Here is a 20,327-nt window from a genome sequence, read left to right on the forward strand (position 1 = left end):
AAGGTTGACACTCACCCTTTCGTGTCCTGGCACTCCTCACCCTTGGGACGTTTATGAAAACCGATCGATGGTTCCACTGTAGTCGGACCGTGGCCGCCTCCGGCGACGCGCTGACCCTGCTGCGGGAGCGGCTGGACTGCCTGTACGCGGCCGGGGACGCCGACGGTTACTCGCTCGTCGTGGTGGCGCTGGCGCCCGAGGCCGGGGGCTTCGACAGGCTGGCGATGCGGCTGAGTTACGCCCGCATCCTCAGCGAGGCGACCGGTGTGCCCGCCGCCATGACCGGCGCCGCGCTGGCCGTGGCGCTCATCAACCGGGACCGCAACCTGTCGGCGACCCTGGCGATGCTGCGGATGCGGCTCGGCCGCGCCACCACCACCGGCCGTCCGCCCCGGGTGTGGCTGGAACGACTGCCCGCCGAACTGCCGATGGCCTACGAACTGCTCGATGAACTGTCCGAGTTAAGCACGTCACAGCACTAGGCTGTGCGCGTGGATTCACGCACCCAACTGCCGGTCGTCGGCATGGTCGGCGGCGGACAACTCGCCCGCATGACCCATCAGGCCGCCATCTCCCTGGGCCAGTCGCTGCGGGTGCTCGCCGCCTCCGCCGACGACGGCGCCGCCATCGTCTCCACCGACGTCCACGTCGGTTCGCACACCGACGTGGAGGCGCTGCGCGGCTTCGCCAAGGAGTGCGATGTCCTCACCTTCGACCACGAGCACGTGCCCGGCGACCTGCTGCGCACGCTGCGAAGCGAGGGCGTCGTGGTGCGTCCGGCGCCCGAGGCCCTGCGGTACGCGCAGGACAAGCAGGCGATGCGCGAACACCTGGGCGGACTGGGACTGCCGGTGCCGCGCTGGGCCCCGATCGACTCGGTCGCGGCGCTGGCGGACTTCGGGGTGCCGTGCGTCGTCAAGACCGCCACCGGCGGCTACGACGGCAAGGGCGTGTTCTACGTCGACGCCCCCGAACAGATCACCGAACTCCTCGACGCCGGAGCCGTCCTCATCGCCGAGGAGCGGGTGCGGCTGCGCCGCGAACTGGCCGCCCTGGTCGCGGGTTCCCCCGGCGGCGAACTGGCCAGCTACCCGATCGTGGAGACCGTGCAGCGCGACGGCATCTGCACCGAGGTCATCGCTCCCGCCCCGGGACTGTCCGAAGTGCTGGCCGAACAGGCCCGCGAGCTGGCCCGCCGCGTCGCCACCGAACTGGGCGTCACCGGCCTGCTCGCGGTCGAGCTGTTCGAGACCGACGACGGCCTGGTCGTCAACGAACTCGCGATGCGCCCCCACAACAGTGGACATTGGACTATCGAGGGTGCCCGCACCTCCCAGTTCGAGCAGCACCTGCGCGCCGTCCTGGACTACCCGCTCGGCGAGACCGCCCCGACGGCGCCGGTGACCGTCATGGCCAATGTGCTCGGTGGCGCGCCCGGCGGCTCCCGTCTGGACGAACGCCTGCAGTCCATGCTGGCCGACGACCCCGGAGCCCGGGTTCACCTGTACGGCAAGCAGGTTCGGCCCGGCCGCAAGATCGGCCACGTCACGGTGCTGGGCGACGACGTTGAAACGGTCCGGCGACGCGCGAGGCGGGCCGCGGCCTGGCTGCGCGACGGCGACCCCGAGGCAGGAGAAGAAGCGTGACCGACAACCAGCCCCTGGTGGGCGTCATCATGGGCAGCGACTCCGACTGGCCCACCATGAAAGCCGCCGTCGAGATGCTCGACCACTTCGGCGTCGCCCACGAGGTCCGGGTGGTCTCGGCCCACCGCACCCCGCACGCCATGCTCACCTACGCGGACGAAGCCGCCGCCCGGGGCCTGCGCGTCATCATCGCGGGAGCCGGGGGCGCGGCCCACCTGCCCGGCATGGTCGCCTCGGCCACCCCGCTGCCCGTCATCGGCGTCCCGGTACCCCTCAAACACCTGGACGGCATGGACTCCCTGCTGTCCATAGTGCAGATGCCCGGCGGCATCCCGGTGGCGACGGTCTCGGTGGCCGGAGCCAAGAACGCGGGCCTGCTCGCGGTCCGCGTCCTCGGCGTCGCCGACCCCGCCCTACGCCTCGCGATGTCCGACTACCAACGCGAACTGGTCGACATGGTCGCCGACAAGAACACCCGGCTCCAGGAAACCGTCGCGAACGACTCGGCCGCCAAACCGGGCGGCGGCTTCGGTTTCGTCCCAGGCAACGGCTAGATTCGCCCTCCCGTCCACACCGGAGGAGCTATCCATGGTCATCGTCGCGGGACAACTCACCGTCGCCCCCTCACAACTTGAGTCCTACCTCGCCAGCTGCGTCAGCGTCGTCGAACAAGCCCGCCGCGCCCCGGGCTGCCTCGACTTCACCATCGCCGCCGACCCCCTCGACCCCGGCCGCGTCAACGTCTACGAACGCTGGGAATCCCGCGAAGCGGTGGAAGCGTTCCGCGGCAGCGGCCCCAGCGACGAACAGGCCGCCACGATCCTGGGCGCCTCGGTCGCCGAGTACGACATCGCCGCCACCCGCTCACTGACCTGACCCCGGCTCACGGCCGCAGGCCGCGGCTGAACCAGTCGTGCGGTTTCCCGTCTGAGTCCGGGTGCCGTCCGGTGTACTCGAAACCGCATCGACGCGCTACCGCCGCCGATCGCGGATTGTCCGTGGCGGTGCGGATGATCGCCTCGTTCGCGCCCTCGGCCGCCGCGTAGGAGCACACCAGCTCGACCGCGCGACTGACCAGCCCGCGGCCCCGCCATCGCGGATACAAGCCGTACGCGATGTTGGCCTGGCCCTCGGTCAGTTCCGGTTGTTCGAACTGCACGTCGATGGTCCCGACCAGGATCGGTTCGGGTGCCTCCAGGTGGATCCCGAAATGCCGCAACGGACCGGCGATCGTCCACTGCCGCTGAACGTGCTGGAAGTACGCCGCGAGCCGTTCCGGACTGCCGGGCCCGCCGCTGAGCCAACGCTCCATATCGGCGTCCTCACCCGCCAGATGCGCCGCGGCGTCGCAGCGGTGGAACGGCGTCAGGATGATCACGCCGTCGGACAGACTCACCTCGGTCATGGGGCCACTATCGGGGCGCAGGTCACAGTGACACAAGCGAATATCGCCGCTATCGTTTCTGCAGCGTCGCGTGCCGGTGGCGGACGGATCGTCAGGCATGGAGGCGCCGGACTGAAAGGTGGCTGTCGCCATCTCCGCTTCTCAACCAACAATTTCAGAACGCATCACGGTTTATCCGGCCGACGACCGTTTCACCGGTCCCCGGCCATCCGTTCTCGTCCTCCCCGGCGGCCGGTATCGGGAACTTCCGCCGCATGAGGGGGAGGGCTACGCTCGCTGGCTCTCCAGCATCGGGCTGCACGCCTTCGTACTGGCGTACCGGCTGTTGCCCGAACAGTTTCCGGCTCCGTTGGAGGACGCCCGGGCCGCTCTGGGCCACATCAGGGGTGGTGAGCACGGGCTCGATGTCGGTTCCGTCGGTGTCATCGGTTCCAGTGCCGGTGGACATCTGGCGGGCCTGCTCATGACCGGCACGGTCTTGTCGACAGAGGATGGTGTGGTCGAGCCGCCCCGGCCCGACTTCGCGATCCTCGCCTATGCCCTGGCCGACTTCGATCTGTTGCCGCCGGTGGCGGTCGAAGGGCTGTTGGGCGATCTCATGTTCCTGAAGGACGAGTTGTCGCCCGCCAAGCACGTGGACTCGACGGTGTGTCCCACGTTCGTGTGGGCGACGTCGGAGGATCCGCCGGGGCTGCCCAACGCTCTGGAGTGGACCCGGGTGCTGGCCGAGGCCGGGGTTCCCGTGGAGCTTCACGTTCTTCCGCGTGGGGGCCATGGCATCGGGCTGGCCGACGGTGTCGAGTACGGCGGGCAGGGTCACGTGTTCATCAAGCGCGATGCTCACACGGCGACGTGGACCGACTCGTGTGAGCGGTGGTTGCGCCATGAGGGCGTTCTGACGACATAGAGGGAAGGACTTCGCATGCCGACGACACTCGTCGAGGTTCGCCGCCAGTACTCCCAGGCGGAGGAGGTGGGCATCATCGACGCCGTTCACGACGCGCTGGTGTCCGCTTTCGAGATTCCGGTCGAGGACAGGAACGTGCGGCTCATCGTGCATGAGCCGCACCGGTTCGCGTGTTCGCCGAGGCACACGCTGCCGGAGTTCTACACGCTCGTATCGGTCGACTGCTTCGCGGGCCGGTCGGTGCGGGCCAAGCGGAAGCTGTACACCGAGATCGTCGATCGGTTGGCGCCGTTCGGGATCCCGCGTGATCACGTGACGATCAACCTGCGGGAGAGCCCCACGGAGAACTGGGGGTACGCGGGCGGGAAGGCCGCCTGCGACATGGACCTCGGGTTCGACGTGAACGTCTAGGACGACGAGAGCGACGCGCCCACGCGCGTCGCTCTCGGGTTCTTCGGGGTCACACGACGTCGCGGCGTCGCAGCAGCACGCCACTGAGGACACCGAACAGCAGCAGGTAGCCGCAGATGACGGTCAGCGCGTGGCCGTCGGAGACCAGTTCGGCGACGCCGGGGGTGTTCGGGTTGGCGCCCAGCGATTCCACCAGGGAACCGGCGACCGGGCCCGGCAGCCATTCCTGGGCGTCGGCGATCCAGTCGATCAGCGGGGCGGCGATCGAGACGAGCAGGTTCTGGACGGCGAGCATCCACACCAGACCGATACCGACGGCCACCGCGACACCGCGGGTGGTCACCGCCAGGGTGACTCCCATCATCGTCCACATCATCGCGATCAGCCAGCCGCCGCCCAGACCCAGTGCGACGTCGGCGAAGGCGGGCCAGTCCATGGCCTGGTCCTCGACCGAGGCGATGATGGCGCTGGCCGCCGCGCTGGTGGCGATGCCCGACGCGACCAGGACCAGGTTGGCGACGGTGAGGGCGGCGAGCTTGCCGGAGAAGACCGTCAGCCGGGACGGGCCCTGGGTGAGGACGGTCTTCCAGGTGCCCCAGCCGTACTCGTTGCCGATGGCCAGGGCGCCGAGGATCAGGCTGATGGCGCCGGTGAAGAACGGCAGCCCGCCGATCGAGTTGCCGACGAACTCGGCCGGTAGCAGGGCTTCCAGGCCCCGGTCGGCGCTGGGGATGTCGCTGTCGCCGCCCACGTAGCCCGCGTAGGGGACCAGGTAGGCGAAGGTCAGGCCCAGGACCAGGGCGATGGCGAGCATGAACCAGTTCGCCCCGCGCCGGACCATCTTGTGCAGTTCCGCTTTGGTACTAGCCCACATGGGACAGTTCCTCTCCTGTGAGTTCGAAAAAGATGTCTTCGAGGTCGCGCTCGTGCGAGCGCAGTTCCGACACGGCCACGTCGGCCTTGACGAGTTCGGCGTTGAGCCAGGGCGTCTGGTCGGCTTCGACCGCGAGTTCGAGGTGGTTGTCGACGACGCGCACCGCCTCGACGCCCAGCAGTTCGCGGGCCACGGACGCGGCCTTGTCCAGCGGGGTGGCGGTGACACGGACGTGCTGGGCGGCGCGTAGGTCGGCCACCGTGCTCTCGGTGATGAGGCGGCCGCCGGACACGATGCCGACCCGGTCGCAGATCTGCTGCACCTCGCCGAGCAGGTGGCTGGACAGCAGCACCGTGCAGCCCGCGGAACCGAGGCCGCGGATCAGGGTGCGCATGTCGGCCATTCCCTGCGGATCGAGGCCGTTGGTGGGTTCGTCCAGAATGAGCAGTTGCGGTTCCTTCAGCAGCGCGGCGGCCACACCGAGGCGCTGTTTCATCCCGAGGGAGTAGGTGGAGTAGCGGTCCTTGCCGCGCTGGGCCAGATCGACGAGTTCGAGCACTTCGGACACCCGGGAGTCGGGGACGCCCGCGTACTTGGCCATGACCCGCAGGTTGGAACGGCCCGACAGGTACGGGTAGAAGCTGGGGCCCTCGATGAGGGCGCCGACCCGGGACAGGTGGTCGGCGGTACCGGGCTTGCGGCCCAGCACGGTCGCGGTGCCGGAGCTGGCCTTGATGAGGCCGAGCAGCATCCGCAGCGTCGTGGTCTTCCCGGCGCCGTTGGGGCCGAGGAAGCCGTAGACCTCGCCGGGGCGGACGGTGAGGTCCAGGGCGTCCACGGCGGTTATGGGCCCGTACTTCTTGGTGAGTTTCCTGGTTTCGACTGGGAGATTCATGTCGCCAAGGCTTCCGGTTCCGAAGCGCCCCGGCATCGGCCGACGGAGGTCTCATGGGTTACCCCGACGGGAGTACTTTGGGGGGAAGTATCTCGGCTGGGTGGTGGCCAATGCAGCCCCTCGAAGACGGTGACCCGGAACGGATCGGCCGGTTTCGGTTGGAATCTCGGCTGGGCTCGGGCGGGACGTTTCTGGGGCTTTCCGAGGGTGGCCGCACGGTCGTGGTGAAGCTGCTCGATGCCGGTGCCGCCGCTGCGCCGGGGCTGCGGGAACGGTTGTCGGCGATGCGGGGCGTCGGCGGATTCGCACTGCCGCAACTGATCGACGTCGACCTGGACGCCTCGCCGCCGTGGCTGGCCACGGCCTACGTTCCGGGGCCGAGTCTGTCGGCGGTTGTCGATGAGCGCGGTCCGCTGCCGGAAACCGAGGTCGCGGCACTGGGAGCGGCGCTGGCCGAAGCGTTGGACGCGATGCACCAGTATGGACTCGCGCACGGCGATCTCAAGCCCGGCAACGTGATCATGGCGTCCGACGGTCCCCGGCTCGTCGACGTCGGTGTCGCCGTGGCCGACGCCTCACCCGCCGCCGACGTGTTCGCGCTGGGCCGAGTGCTGACCTTCGCCGCCACCGCGACGGATCCGGTCGCGGCCGAGGCGCCGTGGCCGGACGGCATCGACGGCGAGCTGCGCGAGGTGCTGGCCGCGTGCCTGGCGCGCGATCCGCGTGAGCGGCCCGGTGCCGTGGAGGTACTGGAGCGACTGGCGAACCACCGCGCGACCGGCGCGGAGTCGCTGTCGGTCACATCGTTGACATCAACCGAAAGTCGGCCGACGCCGCGCTCCGGACGACGGCTGCTCGGACGCGGCGGGCCCGGCACCGGCGGCCTACGGCTTCGCCGCCGCACCATCCTGATGGGCGGGGCCGCGATCCTGGCCGCGACGGCGGTACCGGCGGCGCTGGCGTACTGGCCGAGCCCACGCGGACAGCGACTCACCGGCATGGCCGTCACCTCGGTGGCGTTCTCGCCAACCGGCGACATCGTGGCCGGAGGTGGCGGCAACGAGAACCGCCCCGAAGGCGACGGTCGCCTGTGGAACCCGGACACCGGCCGCGAGCTCGGGGTCATGGACGGCCGTGGCATCAGCGGCGTCGCCTTCAGCGCCGACGGCGGGGTGCTGGCCACCAGCGGACCCCGGGGCGCCCGGATCCGGGACCCCGACACCGGCGAGACGATCGCGATGTTCGACGTGTCCGCGCGCGAGAACGTCAACGAGGAGGTCTGGGCGGTGGCGTTGAGCGCCGACGCGAAACGGCTCGCGGTCGGCGGCCGCACCCTCGACGAGATCGAGACCGTATGCGTGGTCTGGAACGTCTCGGGAACCGAGCGGATCGCGTCCCTCACCACCACCGACATCCACTGTGTCCGATCGGTGGCGCTGAGCCCGGACGGCCGGTGCGCCGCCCTGGCGGGAGTGGCGCGCGGCTCGGGAACCGCGAACAAGGCAAACTACGCGATGGAGAACGGCGCCGGTTGCTGGCTGTGGGGGCTGGAGTCCGGCAACGCGTGGGGCCTGCGGAAAGGCGAACTGCGGGTCGTCTACAGCGGCGGCTACGCCAACGCGGTCGCGTTCGGGCCCGACGGCGACACGCTGGCCGTGGCCAGCCGCGACTCCGGCTGCCGACTGTGGACACCGGAGTCCGAGCGCGCGGCGGTGACGTACACGACCGATCCGGTCAGCGGCATCGCCTTCAGCCCCGACGGCGCGGTGCTGGCGACGGCGGGCACCGGCGTCGCCTTCGGCATGGACCGCTTCGGCCGCTTCGAAGTCGAGGGCGGCCCGGCCGAGGCCGCCGACGGTCCCGGCAAGCAGGTCTCGGGCGCGGGCATCCGCCTGTGGAACACGACCTCCGGGGACCACCTCGACACCGTCACCGAGGACTACGCCACCAGTGTCGCCTTCGGACCCGACGGCCGCACGATCCTCGGTTCGGGCGGCGACGGCGGCACGGACACGGCCACCGGCTGCTGGCTGTGGCCGATCGGCTTAGTCGGCGCCCAATAGCCAGTCGAGTGTGGAAGGTGTGGCCCGGAAGTGTCCGGCGTGACCGGCGTCCGGCTCGCGCACCAGCGTCGCGTCGGGGATCCGAGCGGCCAGCCAGTCGCTGTGGGCCGGGGGCACCAACGTGTCGCGCTCGCCGTGCCACAGCCGGACCGGGACGGTGATGTCGGCCGGGTCGAAGCCCCAGGGGAGTGCGTACAGGGCCAGTTCGTCGTCGATCCAGCCGTCCTGGCCGTTGCGGAACGCCTCGGCGAACGCCGCCTGCATCATCGACGCCACGGCGGGTTCGGCGATGACGGCCTGCTCGGCCTCGGGCAGCAGGTCCTTCAGGTTCGGGCCGGACGCGGCCGCCAAGTGCGCGGTGAGCACCTCGCGGCCCTGCGCGGCGGCCGTCGCGCTGTCGCGGTTGCCCTGGTACATGTCGGCGGTCCAGTCCAGACCCTCGGCGTCACGCGGGGCGGTGCACGCCAGCACCGCGACCCGCGACACTCGCTCCGGGTAGGCGGCGGCGAAGGCCAGGGCGTGCGGGCCGCCGCCCGACACCCCGTACACCCCGAACCGCTCCAGTTCGAGAGCGTCGGCGATCGCGGCCATGTCGGCGGCGACATCGGCGACCCGACGGCCCGGGTTGGCGGTGGAGTAGCCGTAACCCGGACGGTCGAAGGTGATCTGGCGGATCCCGCGTTCGGTGAACGCCTCGTCGTACGGGTACCGCGCCAGCCGGCTCACGGGGGTGCCGTGCGCGTACAGCAGCGGCGTGCCGCCGGGGACTCCCCATTCCTCGACGGCCAGCGTGCGGCCGTCACGGGTCTTGATCTCTCGCATGGCGCAACGCTAAGCGCCGAACCCGGGGCCGCCCATTGTTTCTGCCAGCGGCAGAAACAATGGGCTGGGCGGCTGGGCGGCTGGGCGGCTGGGCGGCTGGGCGGCTGGGCGGCTGGGCGGCTGGGCGGCTGGGCGGCTGGGCGGCTGGGCGGCCGTTGCCGGGGCCTGCCGCCCGGCTCAGCTTGGCGGCGGGGCTGGGCGCAGGTGGCGGGTCACCAGCTCAGCTTGGGGGCGGGGCTGGGCGCAGGTGGCGGGTCACCAGCTCAGCTTGGCGGCGGGGCTGGGCGCAGGTGGCGGGTCACCAGCTCAGCTTGGCGGCGGGGCTGGCCGCAGGTGGCGGGTCAGCAGCTCGCTGATGCGCTGCTGGGTTGTCGCGGCGTCGAAGCCGTCGGGGTCGCGGGCCACGAAGTGATGGGTCAGCGACTCCACTGTGGCCACCACGAGGTCGGCGGCCTCGTCCGGATCCTCGACGTCGAATCGCCCGTCGCCGCGCAGCCGCTCGGCGATGGTCGCGGCGATCGCGGATTCCGCCGCCCGCAACCGGTCCAGCAGCTCTGGAGTGCGGGGTGCCTCGTCGAACAGGACCTTGTGGAGCCTCGGGTTGGCGGCGTGCCCGTCGATGACGGCGGCGATCACGCCGTCCAGCCAGTCCTCGCCCGCCTCGGCCAGCACCGCCCGGATCGCGTCGGTGGCCGCCTCCAGGTGGGCCTGACTGAGCGCCAGCAACACCGCGTCCTTGTTCGGAAAGTACTGGTACAGCGAACCGATGGAGATCCTCGCCGCGGCGGCGATGCGGTCGGTGGTCCCGGCGGCGTAACCGTGGCTGGCGAAAACCTGAGCCGCCGCGGCCAGGATCCGGTCCCGGGTGAGCCGGGCGCGGTGCTGCGACGGGTTCTTCCTGGGCTGGAACCGACCGGACTTGGCTCCCATGTGGACCTCCAAATGCGAGTACACAAAGCGAGGAAATACTCATATTCTTGGTACTACCAGTGTAAACACCCAGGAGGAACCTTGTCCCACCCCATGACCGCACCCCGCGACCACGGCTGGATCCCGCGAGCCGACCGCCGGTGGCTGCTGCTGCCGTACGCGGTATTCATCGTCCACACCACCGAGGAGATGCCCGGCTTCGCCGCCTGGGCCACCCGGCACTTCGCGCACAAGACCACCGAGATCTTCGCCCTCAGCCACATCCCGCTGATCCTGCTGGTGCTGGCCGCCGGGTGGCTGGCGGCCCGGCCCGGCACCCACCGCGTCGCGGTGCTGTGGACGGCGGCCTTCGCCTGGCAGTTCGTCGTCAACGCCGCGTTCCACCTGACCACGGCCGCGATCTACGGCGAGTACTCGCCCGGCATGGTCACCGCCGCGACCGTCGCGATCCCGGCCGCCGGGTACTTCTTCGTCCGGCTGCGAGCCGACCGGCTGCTGCGCCGGGGCGAACTGGTCACCGCGCTGCTGCTGGGAACCGCGATCGCCGCGCTGGCCATCGGGGTGCTGTTCGTCTAGACCGTCCAGCGGCCCGACGCGAAGAACTCCGTCACCGTCTCGGTGTGCGGCCGCAGGTCCAGGCCCTGCCCGGCGACCCACGCGTCGTCGAAGTAACTGTGGACATAGCGGTCCCCGGAGTCGCACAGCAGCGTCACCACACTGCCGGTCTCGCCGCGCTGCCGCATCTCGGCGATCAGCGCGAAGGCCGCGTACAGGTTGGTCCCCGTCGAGCCGCCCACCTTGCGGCCCAGCAGTTTCGACGCCTCGCGGGCGATCGCGATCGAGGCTGCGTCGGGGACCTTCACCATCCGGTCCACCACACTGGGCAGAAAGGACGGTTCGACGTGCGGACGGCCGATGCCCTCGATGCGGGAACCGCCGCACACGTAGGCGCTCTCGTCGTTGTCGCGCCAGCCGGAGAAGAACGCCGAGTTCTCCGGGTCCACAACGCACAGTTTTGTCGAGTGGCGCTGGTACCGGATGTAGCGGCCGATGGTGGCGCTGGTGCCGCCGGTGCCCGCGCCCACGACGACCCAGGCCGGGATCGGGTGCGGTTCGGCGGCCATCTGCTGGTAGATCGACTCGGCGATGTTGTTGTTGCCGCGCCAGTCGGTGGCCCGCTCGGCGTAGGTGAACTGGTCCATGTAGTGGCCGCCCTGCTGCGCGGCCAGGGCGCGGGCGGTGGCGACCACCTGGGTCGGGTCGTCCACCAGATGGCAGCTGCCGCCGGTGAACTCGATCAGCGAGATCTTCTCGCGGCTGGTGGAGGCGGGCATGACCGCGATGAACGGCAGCCCCAGCATCCGCGCGAAGTACGCCTCACTCACCGCTGTGGAGCCGCTGGACGCCTCGATGATCGGGGTGCCCTCGGTGATCCAGCCGTTGCACAACGCGTACAGGAACAGCGATCGCGCCAGCCGGTGCTTGAGACTGCCGGTGGGGTGGACCGACTCGTCCTTGAGATACAGATCGACACCGAAGTCGCCGAACAGCGGGAACGGCAGCAGATGGGTGTCGGCGCTGCGGTTGGCGTCGGCGGCCACGGCCGCGATCGCCTCGTTGACCCAGGCCCGGGTCTTGTCGCAACATCGGTCGAGACTGTCCACGGTTGGCACCCTAGCCCCCACACGGCCGGACGGGAAGCCGACGGGCGACGCCGGTGACGTGGGCTATGGCTCGCCGTCGAGCCGGGTGTGGGGCCGGGCCTCCCATTTCGTCGACAGCGCGACGGTGGTGCGGGTGCCGCCGACTCCCGGCAGCCGGTTGAGCCGGTTGACCAGGTGTTCCAGCTCGGCCATCTCGCCGACCCGCACCTTCAGCAGGTACGACTCCTGACCGGCCATGAAGTAACAGGACTCGACCTCGTGGATCTCCTCGATGGCCTCGGCGACGTCGGAGTACTCGGCGCCGGCGGTGGTGACGATGCCGATCAGCGCCGTGATGCCCAGCCCGACGGCGTCCGGATTGACCTCGGCGCGATAGGCGGTGATGACCCCGTTGCGTTCCAGTTTGGCGACCCGCTCCTGCACCGAGGGGGAGGTCAGGCCCACCTGGCGCGCCATCTCCGCGTAGGAGCGGCGGGCGTTTTCTTGGAGCAACTGTACGATCCGGCGGTCAATATCGTCCATCCGGTGAGCCTAACCTGGCCGAAAGATGTCCATGATCACCTGGCGTAATGCCCCGTTTGGTGCTCTAATGGGGTCATACGTGCCTACCAGGGCATACACAGGAAAAACATGCACAAGGGGCGCTGGTCATGGACAACGATCGACTGTTGACTCCCGGCGAGGTGGCCGCGTTGTTTCGCGTCGATCCCAAGACCGTGACCCGCTGGGCCGCCGCGGGACGCATCGGCAGCATCCGCACACCCGGGGGGCATCGCCGGTTCCGGGAATCCGAGGTCCGGGCACTGTTGCAGGGGGAACTCGGGGACTCGTCCGCACTGGACCACTAACCGCTGCCGCCGCGAAGCGATGGCCGCAGTGTGTCTTGCTGCCGCAAGACCACTTCGCTTCCTTCATCTTCCTGGGGGCGGAGCCCCCAGACCCCCGCCCAGTTCGCCGCGCCAGCGCGTGTACAGCGTGTGCGGCACTTCGATGGCGTCCAGGACCCGGCCCGCGACGAAATCCACCAGCTGCTGCACGTCGGTGGCGCCCGCGTAGAAGCCCGGACTGGCCGGAAGCACCACCGCGCCCGCGTCGTGCAGCGACAGCAGATGTTGCAGATGGCTGCGTGACACCGGGGTCTCGCGCGGCACCACCACGACTGGCCGCCGCTCCTTGAGGTTCACGTCGGCGGCGCGTTGCAGCAGGTCCTTGGACAAGCCGATGGCGATACCGGCGCAGGCCGCCGTCGAGGCCGGGACCACGACCATGCCCTTGACCCGGTAGGAACCGCTGGACGGACCGGCCGCCAGGTCACCGGCGGGCCAGTACGCGATATCGGCCTCGCCCACTTCCCGGCCCAGCCAGCGGGCCAGGTCGTCCTTCCAGTGCGCGTCGCGGAACGACTCGCCGGTCTCGTCCAAAATGGTGAGACGCGCGGCCCGGGACACCACCAGGTCCACCGACTCACCGGCGTCCAGCAGCCCCGACATCACGGCCCGGGCGTACGGCGTGCCCGAGGCACCCGACACCCCCACCACCCATGGACAACGCATGCCTCAAGGGTGCCTCACCGAACGTTCGGGTGAACCGGCACCCGGTCTGTGTTCCTGCTCCTAGAATCGCTTCCGGGGACTGGGGGGTTCGCATGATGGATCACGCGCGCACGCACACGTATCCCGAATCGGGGGTTCCGGACCCGGACGCGGCACCGCCGCCGCCCGCCGAGATCCTGGCCGTCCCCACCGACGGGCTCGGCGCGGGACCCAGCGAACCCAAGCGGGTCATCGTCATCGGCGCCGGGATCGCCGGACTGGCCGCGGCCTTCGAACTGGCCCGGGCCGGACACCAGCCGATCGTCCTGGAGGCCCGCGACCGGGTCGGCGGCCGGATCCACACGATCCGGGACTTCGCCCCCGGCCTGTACGCCGAGGCCGGTGCGACCCGGATCCCCCACACGCACGCGCTGACGCTTCGCTACTGCGAGCTGTTCCACCTGAAGCTGCGCCCCTTCGTCATGGGCAACCCACGGGCGCTGGCGCACCGGGACGGCCGGACCGTGACGATGGCCGAGGCGGAACGCGGCGACGGCCGGGACTGGGCGCAGACCGCCGCCGGGGACGCGCGGGAGATCGAGGGCGGCACCGACCGGCTCGTCCGGGCCTTCTTCCACAAGGTGTCCCGGCACGTGCGCATGGGCGCCGAGGTGTTGGCGATCGAGCAGGACGAGGAGGTCGTGTCGGTGCACTTCCGCACCCACGCGGGCCGGTTCACCGTCCACGGCGACCACGCCGTGTGCACACTGCCGCTGCCGGTGATGTCCAACGTGGATATCAACCTGTCGCCCGACAAACGCCGCGCCGTCCGGGAGGTGCACTACAACCCCGCCACCGCGGTCCTGCTGCAAGTGCGGCACCGGTTCTGGGAACACCCGAAGTACGACATCGTCGGCGGCACCACCGTGACCGACCTGTCGATCCGCCGGATCGTCTACCCGTCCTATTCGGACCCCGCCACGCCGCGCGGCATCCTGCTGGCCTCGTACACCTGGGGACCCGACGCGCTGCGCTGGGCGTCGATGGACCCCGACACCCGCGTCGAACGCGCCATCGCCGACGTCGCGCGGATCCACCCCGAGATCGTCGAGGAGTTCGAACTGGGCGTCAGCGAGGACTGGCTGAACGACCGGCACGCCGCGGGCGCCCTCGCCCAGTTCGAACCCGGCCAGCTGACCCGGCTGTACCCGCACCTCGTCGCCCCCGAGGGCCGGATCCACTTCGCGGGCGAACACTGTTCCCGCCACCACGGCTGGATCCAGGGAGCCCTGGAATCGGCGCTGCGGGTCGCGGGCGAGATTCACAGGGCGCCAGTGGCGGCCTCAGCGCGGGCGGGCCGGTCAGGTTAGATGGGGGCGTGGCAGCGAAATTTCCCTACGGCGATCTCGGCGAGTTCCTCGCGGCTCTGGAGGCCGACGGCGACCTCAAGCGCGTGACCGCGCCGGTCGACACGAACCTGGAGATCAGTGAGATCACCCAGCGGGTGGTCCGCGAAGGCGGCCCGGCGCTGCTGTTCGAGAACCCCACCCGCGGTGACATGCCGATCGCCATCAACCTGTTCGGCACCCCGCAGCGGATGGCCAAGGCGCTGGGCGTCAACGACCTGGACGAGGTCGGCGCCCGCATCGGTGCGCTGGTCAAGCCGGAACTGCCGGTGGGCTTCGCCGGGATCCGCGAGGGACTGGGCAAGCTGATGCAGCTCAAGTCCCTGCCGCCCAAGAAGGTCCGCTCGGCGCCGTGCCAGCAGGTCGTCTACAAGGGCAAGGACGTAGACCTCAACCGGCTGCCCGGCTTGCAGACCTGGCCCGGAGACGGCGGCATCTTCCACAACTTCGGGCTGACCCACACCAAGCACCCCGAGACCGGGAAACGCAATCTGGGCCTGTATCGCTTGCAGCAGCACGACAGCAAGACCCTGGGCATGCACTGGCAGATCCACAAGGACTCCACCGCCCACCACGCCGTGGCCGAACGGCGCGGCGAGCGGCTGCCGGTGGCGGTCGCCATCGGCGCCGACCCGGTGGTGAACTACGCCGCGGGCGCGCCACTGCCTGGCGACATCGACGAGTACCTGTTCGCGGGTTTCCTGCGCGGCGAACGCGTCGAGATGGTCGACTGCCTGACGGTGCCGTTGCAGGTGCCCGCCAACGCGCAGATCATCCTGGAGGGCTATGTGGAGCCCGGCGAGCGGCTGCCGGAGGGACCCTTCGGCGACCACACCGGCTTCTACACCCCGATCGAGCCGTTCCCGGTGCTGCACATCGAATGCATGACCACCCGGCGCGACCCGGTCTACCACTCGATCATCACCTCCAAACCGCCGCAGGAGGACTACGGTCTCGGCAAGGCGACCGAGCGGATCTTCCTGCCGCTGCTGAAACTGCTGATCCCCGACATCGTCGACTACAACATGCCCGAGCCGGGCGTCTTCCACAACTGCGTCATCGTGTCGATCCGCAAGCGCTACCCCAAGCACGCGCAGAAGATCATGAACGCGATCTGGGGCGCCCACCTGCTGTCCCTGGCCAAGCTGATCGTGGTGGTGGACGAGGACTGCGACGTCCACGACCTCAACGAGGTCGCCTGGCGCGCGTTCGGCAACGTCGACTACAGCCGCGACCTCGTGGTCACCGAGGGACCGGTCGACCACCTGGATCACGCCTCGTACCAACAGTTCTGGGGCGGCAAGGCCGGTATCGACGCCACCGCGAAACTGCCGACCGAGGGTTACACCCGCGGCTGGCCGCACGAGGCGACCATGCCCTCGGCCATCAAAGCCACAGTAGACTCCCGGTGGGCGGAGTACGGGCTGTGAGCCGGATCCGCGCCTTCCTGCGACTGGTCGTCATCGAGCACTCGGTGTTCGCGCTGCCGTTCGCCTACCTGTCGGCACTGACCGCGATGTACCTGTACCCCCGCTCCTGCCCGCCCGGCTCGGGCTCCTGCGGCTGGTTCGCCTACGCCCCCGCGAACTCCGGTGGGCTGTCGTGGATCCAGTGGGACGTACTGCTGCTGGTCACGGTCGCGATGGTCGCCGGACGCACCTTCGCCATGGCCGCCAACCGGATCATCGACCGGCACGTCGACGCCCGCAACCCCCGCACCGCCAACCGCGAACTGGTCACCGGCGCCGTGTCACTGCGCACCGCCTATGTGGGCAGCGCGGTCTCGCTGGTGGTGTTCTTCGGCGCCGCGGCCATGCTGAATCCACTGTGCCTCATTCTGTCGCCGCTGGCGGTGGCGCCGCTGATCGTCTACCCCTACGGCAAACGATTCACCGACTTCCCGCACGCGATCCTCGCCCTGGCCCAGGCCGTCGCCCCCGTCGGCGCCTGGCTCGCGGTCACCGGCACCTTCGCCGGTTCGCTGCCCGCGATCGTGCTTGGCATCGCGGTGGGCCTGTGGATCGGCGGCTTCGACCTGATCTACGCCTGCCAGGACGCCGAGGTGGACCGCAAGATCGGGGTGCGGTCCTTCCCGTCTCGGTTCGGCGTCGCCGCCGCGCTGCACACGTCCTCGGCGGTCCACGTCGTGACCTTCGCGGGCTTCGTGTGGTTCGGGCTGCTGGTCGGTTTCGGCGCGCTGGCCTGGATCGGCCTGGCCATCACGGCGGTCACCTTCGTGTACGAGCACGCGATCGTGTCACCCAACGACCTGTCGAAGGTGAACCGGTCGTTCTTCATGGCCAACGGTTTCGTCGGCATCGTCCTGTTCGGATTCACCCTCGCCGATCTGCTGCTGCGCTGAGCCCCGCCGTCACACGCCCGCGTAGGAGTGCAGGCTGTTGACGACCAGGTTGACGCCGAACAGGTTGAACAGCATCACCGCCCAGCCGATGATGACGATCCACGGGGCCAGGGTGCGGCCGGTGGAGCCGGTGTTGCGGGCGTGCAGGTAGGCCGCGTAGACGACCCAGGCGATGAACGCCCACACCTCCTTGGGATCCCAGCCCCAGTAACGGGACCAGGCCTCGCGGGCCCAGATGGCGCCCGCGATCACACCGAACGTCCACAGTGGGAACGCCAGGACGTGCATCCGCCAGGTCAGCTTCTCCAGCTTCTCGGCCAGCGGCAGCCGCTGCGCGATCGTGAACGGGAACCGGATCGGCTGACCGGCCGCCGTCTTGCGGTCGTAGCCGCGTTTGAGCAGGTGCAGGACCGCGGCGACGAAGCCGACCAGGAACACGCCGGTGGCGATGATGGCCGCGAACACGTGGATGGCGATCCAGTACGAGTCCAGTGCCGGGACCAGGGGAGCGGCGTCGGTGTAGACGCGGGTGGCGCTGCCCAGCAACAGGACCACGGCCAGCATGGTGAACAGGCCCAGGCGGCGCGAGACCGTGCCGCGGCCGACCAGGACGATCCACACGATCACGCCGACCAGGGCCACGGCCACGATGAACTCGAACATGTTGCCCCACGGCCAGCGGCCGACGGCGGCGGCGCGCAGGCCGAGGCTGGCGGTGTGGGCGACGGCGGCCAGCACCATCGCGACGAAGCCGATCCGGCCCGCGGCCAGCGCCTGTTTGGAGGTCACGCCGGGCTGTTGGGGCCGGGAGTCATCCTCGTCCTCGTCGGAGTCGTCCTCGTCGAGCTCGATGGACAGATGGGATTCGAAGGCGCCGTCGGCTGACTTGTCGGCGTACTCGCCGGGGACGGTGAACTCGCCGCCCGCTCCCACGGCGGCCAGTTGGCGGTGCTCGGCCGCCTTGGCCTCGCGGCGCCCGAAGGCGTACTCGACGGCGTAGCCGAACATGGCCACGGCGTACAGGACGATCGTGATGACGAAGGCCGCGTTGGAGGCGTCGGCCAGTCCGGAACTGCTGGGCATCAGCGCATTCCCATCTCTTGTGGTTGCCTGCTGTTGGTCTCGATGGCCGAAGCCAGTTTCTCGAACTCCTCGGCGAAACCGTCGTATTCGGTGCGGGCCAGGCCGCCCGCCTCGGCGGTGCCGTCGTTCAGCCGTACCCAGATCCGGCGTCGGCGCACGGTCAGCGCGGGCAGCAGTCCGATGAGGACGGCCACGGCGGCGGCCAGCACGACCATCTCACCCGGGTCGTGGCGGACCTCGAGGGTCGCGTAGTCGCGCACCCCCTTGAAGGTCACCGACATGCCGTCGTCCAGTTCCCAGGTCTCGCCCTTGGTGAGCAGTTTCGGGTCGGCGTTGACGGGTTTCAAGGCGCCCGAGGCGATCTGGTCCTTGTCGACCGAGTAGACCGACTGCGGTTTGCCGGAGTCCAGGCCGGTGTCGCCGATGAACGCCGACAGCATCAGCCCGGGTTTCTCGGCCTTCGGCGAGGTCGAGTTGGTGTAGGGCGGCTGGTCGGGGACCGAGGGGATGAACAGTCCCTCGAAGGCGATCTGGGAGTTCTTGTCCGGCTTGCCGGTGTCGGGGTTGATGTTGGCGTCCGGGAACACCGCCGCGCCGGTGCTGGTCAAGACGCCGTCCTCGCCGAGGAACGGCGCGATCGTGGTCTGCTTGTTGCCGTACTTGTCGGTGAACTCGATCTCGGCGGCGTAGCCGTGGCCGAGCAGGAAGACGCTGGCGCCGTCCAGTTCCAGCGGGTGGTTGACCTCCAGCCGGTACTCGTCGGACGGCGCTTGGCCGTTCTGCCCGTACCGGACGTCGGCGGTGTACTGGGTCGGCTGGCCGTTGTCGAGGAAGTTGGTGGTGAACCTGTCCAGCTGCATGCAGAACGGCGGCAGGTCTTCCGAGCCGATGTTGGGGCCCAGACCGTACTGGTCGTACTGCTGCAAGGAGTTGCAGAACGCGCCCTCCTCGCCCTCGACCAGCAGCCGGTTGCCGTGCCAGCCGAACAGCGAACCGAAGGCCATGCCCGCCAACAGCGCCAGCAGCGAGAAGTGGAACAGCAGGTTCCCGGCCTCGCGGGCGTAGCCCTTCTCGGCGCTGACGGTGACGACGCCGTCCTCGCGTTCCCGGACCGTGACGCGGAACCTGTTGCGCCGCAACACGGCCACCACCTGTTCCCGGTCCGGCGCGTCGGTCAGTTCCCGGTGCTGCGGCAGCAGCGACATCCGGGCCGGGGCGTCGGGGGGACGGCGGCGCAGCGCCTTGACATGGTCGCGGAACCGCGGCACCAGGCAGCCCACCAGCGAGGTGAACAGCAGCAGGTAGATCGCGGCGAACCAGGGGGAGGAGTAGACGTCGAAGGCCCACAGCCGGTCCAGTACCGGCGCCAGGTCCGGGTTCTCGCTGAAGTACGTGTTGACCTGGTCGACGCTGAGGTTGCGTTGCGGCAGCAGCGAACCGGGCACGGCGGCCACGGCCAGCCCGAACAGCAGCACCAGCGCGGTGCGCATGCTGGTCAGCTGCCGCCACCAGCGGCGCGCGGTCGCCTTCACGCGTTGCGGGATCGACCGCCGCGGGGTGGTGTTCATATGCCGACCTCGCCGGGACCGACGGTGGCGCGCAGCCAGTTCATCGCCTCGGTCCACAGTCCGGTGACCAGGGCCAGGCCGATGAGGACCATCGCGATCCCGCCCACGCGGGTCAGCGTGCGCGAGTGGCGTTTGAAGAAGGTGAACACGTCCATCATTTTGCGGAATCCCAGGCCGAAGAGCAGGAATGGCAGGCCGAGTCCCAGACAGTAGGTGATGGCGAGGGTGACGCCGCGCGCGGTGCCGTCTTGAGTGGCGCCCAACGCCAGCACGGCGGTCAGGGTCGGCGACAGGCACGGCGTCCACGACAGCGCGAACACCGCGCCCAGGACCGGGGCGGCGAACAGCCCGGCGCGCGGCAGCTTCTGCACCCGGATCAGCCGGTCGAAGCCGGGGATGACGCCCAGGAACGCCAGGCCCATCACGATGATGAGCACCCCCGCGCCGCGTTCCAGCCAGACGGTGCTGGTGGCCAGGGCGTTGCTGAGGCTGGTGACCGCGAAGCTCAGGAACGTGAACACGGCGGTGAACCCGGCGATGAACAGCGCGCAGCCCGCCGCGACCCGGCCGCGCGAGCTCGGCGTCTCCAGGTCGGCGCCCGACAGTCCGGTCACATAGGACACGTAACCGGGCACCAGCGGCAGGATGCACGGCGACAGGAAGCTCACCAGGCCCGCCAGCGCGGCCACGCCCATGGCCACCAGCAGGGGGCCGTTGGTTGCCAGATCGGCGAACGGGGACGTCATTCAGAACCCTAGT

Annotated in this window: 23 protein-coding genes; 12 read left to right on the top strand and 11 right to left on the bottom strand. The window is 69.7% G+C overall.

What is annotated here, in order from left to right:
* Positions 1 to 89 precede the first annotated feature (89 nt).
* The 4 genes from SNAS_RS03960 to SNAS_RS03975 are packed head-to-tail and all read left to right on the top strand — an operon-like array spanning position 90 to position 2,522.
* Entirely contained in the window at positions 90 to 482 is a 393-nt protein-coding gene (locus tag SNAS_RS03960) for a hypothetical protein (RefSeq protein ID WP_041624538.1), read from the top strand.
* Between the two features lie 9 nt (positions 483 to 491).
* Entirely contained in the window at positions 492 to 1,646 is a 1,155-nt protein-coding gene (locus SNAS_RS03965; RefSeq protein WP_013016088.1) for a 5-(carboxyamino)imidazole ribonucleotide synthase, read from the top strand.
* A complete protein-coding gene (gene purE, locus SNAS_RS03970) occupies positions 1,643 to 2,200 on the top strand; it encodes a 5-(carboxyamino)imidazole ribonucleotide mutase (RefSeq protein WP_013016089.1) in 558 nt (185 codons plus the stop codon). Before SNAS_RS03965 ends, purE begins: the two co-directional genes overlap by 4 nt.
* Positions 2,201 to 2,234: 34 nt before the next feature.
* Positions 2,235 to 2,522 (top strand): putative quinol monooxygenase, encoded by a 288-nt coding sequence (locus tag SNAS_RS03975; protein ID WP_013016090.1) that lies wholly within the window; start codon positions 2,235 to 2,237, stop codon positions 2,520 to 2,522.
* A 7-nt stretch (positions 2,523 to 2,529) separates the two neighbouring features.
* Here SNAS_RS03975 and SNAS_RS03980 read toward each other — a convergent pair whose 3' ends face one another.
* Positions 2,530 to 3,051, bottom strand: coding sequence for a GNAT family N-acetyltransferase (locus tag SNAS_RS03980; RefSeq protein ID WP_013016091.1), 522 nt, complete (start codon positions 3,049 to 3,051; stop codon positions 2,530 to 2,532).
* A gap of 118 nt (positions 3,052 to 3,169) precedes the next feature.
* Between SNAS_RS03980 and SNAS_RS03985 the strand changes: the two genes are divergently transcribed.
* Positions 3,170 to 3,958 carry an alpha/beta hydrolase gene (locus SNAS_RS03985; RefSeq protein WP_013016092.1) on the top strand — a complete coding sequence of 263 codons (789 nt, stop codon included), beginning with the start codon at positions 3,170 to 3,172 and terminating at the stop codon, positions 3,956 to 3,958.
* A gap of 15 nt (positions 3,959 to 3,973) precedes the next feature.
* Complete coding sequence (locus SNAS_RS03990) at positions 3,974 to 4,369, top strand: tautomerase family protein (RefSeq protein ID WP_013016093.1); 396 nt, start codon at positions 3,974 to 3,976, stop codon at positions 4,367 to 4,369.
* Positions 4,370 to 4,418: 49 nt separating this feature from the next.
* Here SNAS_RS03990 and SNAS_RS03995 read toward each other — a convergent pair whose 3' ends face one another.
* A complete protein-coding gene (locus tag SNAS_RS03995; RefSeq protein WP_013016094.1) occupies positions 4,419 to 5,243 on the bottom strand; it encodes an ABC transporter permease in 825 nt (274 codons plus the stop codon).
* Positions 5,233 to 6,138: an ABC transporter ATP-binding protein gene (locus tag SNAS_RS04000; RefSeq protein WP_013016095.1), complete on the bottom strand. Its 906-nt coding sequence runs from the start codon at positions 6,136 to 6,138 to the stop codon at positions 5,233 to 5,235. The genes SNAS_RS03995 and SNAS_RS04000 overlap by 11 nt, the downstream gene beginning before the upstream one ends.
* Before the next feature lie 110 nt (positions 6,139 to 6,248).
* Between SNAS_RS04000 and SNAS_RS32355 the strand changes: the two genes are divergently transcribed.
* Entirely contained in the window at positions 6,249 to 8,201 is a 1,953-nt protein-coding gene (locus SNAS_RS32355; RefSeq protein WP_052304897.1) for a protein kinase family protein, read from the top strand.
* Here the strand turns inward: SNAS_RS32355 and SNAS_RS04010 are convergent.
* Together SNAS_RS04010 and SNAS_RS04015 are read right to left on the bottom strand one after the other, a co-directional pair.
* Entirely contained in the window at positions 8,184 to 9,023 is an 840-nt protein-coding gene (locus SNAS_RS04010; protein WP_013016097.1) for an alpha/beta fold hydrolase, read from the bottom strand. The genes SNAS_RS32355 and SNAS_RS04010 overlap by 18 nt on opposite strands.
* A gap of 306 nt (positions 9,024 to 9,329) precedes the next feature.
* On the bottom strand, positions 9,330 to 9,953 hold the full coding sequence (locus SNAS_RS04015; RefSeq protein WP_013016098.1) for a TetR/AcrR family transcriptional regulator: 624 nt from the start codon (positions 9,951 to 9,953) through the stop codon (positions 9,330 to 9,332).
* 93 nt (positions 9,954 to 10,046) lie between these two features.
* Here SNAS_RS04015 and SNAS_RS04020 point away from each other — a divergent pair, with 93 nt between their 5' ends.
* Entirely contained in the window at positions 10,047 to 10,529 is a 483-nt protein-coding gene (locus SNAS_RS04020) for an HXXEE domain-containing protein (RefSeq protein WP_041624539.1), read from the top strand.
* On the opposite strand, the gene cds1 is transcribed toward SNAS_RS04020, so the two are convergent.
* The gene (gene cds1 / locus SNAS_RS04025; protein WP_013016100.1) at positions 10,526 to 11,617 is read right to left on the bottom strand and encodes an L-cysteine desulfhydrase Cds1; all 1,092 of its coding nucleotides are present in this window, start codon (positions 11,615 to 11,617) and stop codon (positions 10,526 to 10,528) included. The genes SNAS_RS04020 and cds1 overlap by 4 nt on opposite strands.
* Before the next feature lie 63 nt (positions 11,618 to 11,680).
* Positions 11,681 to 12,139: an Lrp/AsnC family transcriptional regulator gene (locus SNAS_RS04030; RefSeq protein WP_013016101.1), complete on the bottom strand. Its 459-nt coding sequence runs from the start codon at positions 12,137 to 12,139 to the stop codon at positions 11,681 to 11,683.
* Between the two features lie 128 nt (positions 12,140 to 12,267).
* Between SNAS_RS04030 and SNAS_RS04035 the strand changes: the two genes are divergently transcribed.
* Positions 12,268 to 12,465, top strand: a complete 198-nt coding sequence (locus SNAS_RS04035) for a BldC family transcriptional regulator (RefSeq protein ID WP_013016102.1) — start codon at positions 12,268 to 12,270, stop codon at positions 12,463 to 12,465.
* A 63-nt stretch (positions 12,466 to 12,528) separates the two neighbouring features.
* On the opposite strand, the gene SNAS_RS04040 is transcribed toward SNAS_RS04035, so the two are convergent.
* Entirely contained in the window at positions 12,529 to 13,170 is a 642-nt protein-coding gene (locus SNAS_RS04040) for a UbiX family flavin prenyltransferase (protein ID WP_013016103.1), read from the bottom strand.
* A 95-nt stretch (positions 13,171 to 13,265) separates the two neighbouring features.
* On the opposite strand from SNAS_RS04040, the gene SNAS_RS04045 reads away from it, so the two are divergent.
* Genes SNAS_RS04045 through SNAS_RS04055 form a run of 3 tightly spaced genes read left to right on the top strand, consistent with a single transcriptional unit; the run spans position 13,266 to position 16,917 of the window.
* A complete protein-coding gene (locus SNAS_RS04045; protein ID WP_144300391.1) occupies positions 13,266 to 14,519 on the top strand; it encodes a flavin monoamine oxidase family protein in 1,254 nt (417 codons plus the stop codon).
* Between the two features lie 8 nt (positions 14,520 to 14,527).
* Positions 14,528 to 15,985 carry a menaquinone biosynthesis decarboxylase gene (locus tag SNAS_RS04050; RefSeq protein WP_013016105.1) on the top strand — a complete coding sequence of 486 codons (1,458 nt, stop codon included), beginning with the start codon at positions 14,528 to 14,530 and terminating at the stop codon, positions 15,983 to 15,985.
* The gene (locus SNAS_RS04055; RefSeq protein WP_013016106.1) at positions 15,982 to 16,917 is read left to right on the top strand and encodes a 4-hydroxybenzoate octaprenyltransferase; all 936 of its coding nucleotides are present in this window, start codon (positions 15,982 to 15,984) and stop codon (positions 16,915 to 16,917) included. Before SNAS_RS04050 ends, SNAS_RS04055 begins: the two co-directional genes overlap by 4 nt.
* 9 nt (positions 16,918 to 16,926) lie before the next feature.
* Here the strand turns inward: SNAS_RS04055 and ccsB are convergent, their stop codons facing one another.
* From ccsB to SNAS_RS04070, 3 genes are read right to left on the bottom strand one after another with little or no spacing between them, the layout of a single operon-like run.
* The gene (gene ccsB, locus SNAS_RS04060; RefSeq protein ID WP_013016107.1) at positions 16,927 to 18,000 is read right to left on the bottom strand and encodes a c-type cytochrome biogenesis protein CcsB; all 1,074 of its coding nucleotides are present in this window, start codon (positions 17,998 to 18,000) and stop codon (positions 16,927 to 16,929) included.
* Positions 18,000 to 19,568: a cytochrome c biogenesis protein ResB gene (gene resB, locus SNAS_RS04065; protein ID WP_013016108.1), complete on the bottom strand. Its 1,569-nt coding sequence runs from the start codon at positions 19,566 to 19,568 to the stop codon at positions 18,000 to 18,002. Before resB ends, ccsB begins: the two co-directional genes overlap by 1 nt.
* Positions 19,565 to 20,314 (bottom strand): cytochrome c biogenesis CcdA family protein, encoded by a 750-nt coding sequence (locus SNAS_RS04070; protein WP_013016109.1) that lies wholly within the window; start codon positions 20,312 to 20,314, stop codon positions 19,565 to 19,567. The genes resB and SNAS_RS04070 overlap by 4 nt, the downstream gene beginning before the upstream one ends.
* Between the last annotated feature and the right edge of the window lie 13 nt (positions 20,315 to 20,327).

Source organism: Stackebrandtia nassauensis DSM 44728 (assembly GCF_000024545.1).
Classification (GTDB): domain Bacteria; phylum Actinomycetota; class Actinomycetes; order Mycobacteriales; family Micromonosporaceae; genus Stackebrandtia; species Stackebrandtia nassauensis.